The organism is Mesorhizobium sp. M8A.F.Ca.ET.181.01.1.1, assembly GCF_004792025.1.
Classification (GTDB): Bacteria; Pseudomonadota; Alphaproteobacteria; order Rhizobiales; family Rhizobiaceae; genus Mesorhizobium.
Genome location: NZ_SRTV01000174.1, coordinates 1 through 322, shown reverse-complemented (window position 1 = coordinate 322; position 322 = coordinate 1). Strand labels below are relative to the sequence as shown.

The 322-nt window shown below is 62.4% G+C and carries 1 pseudogene; it reads left to right on the top strand.

What is annotated here, in order from left to right:
* A pseudogene (locus EN824_RS34105) lies at positions 1-218 on the top strand (hypothetical protein); the annotation flags it as partial.
* Positions 219-322 lie beyond the last annotated feature (104 nt).

Genomic DNA, 322 nt, shown 5'->3' with positions numbered 1-322 from the left:
GCCAGATTGTTGAGGTGCATGTCTTGGTGGTCCCGGGCACGGCGGCGGATGCCACGACCGTCAAGCGCCTCCAGGATCACGTCAAGGCGACGATCGCGCCCTATAAATACCCGCGGTCAGTGAAATTCATCGCTGCCCTGCCCAAGACACAGACCGGCAAGATCCAGCGCTTCCGTCTGCGCGCGGAAAAAGACCCATTGAGCGCTCGCTTCAGGTGACGGCTTCCTTGACCGCATAGCGGGCCTCTTGCCAGGCGCCTGTGCGCAGGATGTCTTCCAGCACCTCGACGGCGTGCCAGACATCCCGGTAGCCGACATAGAGC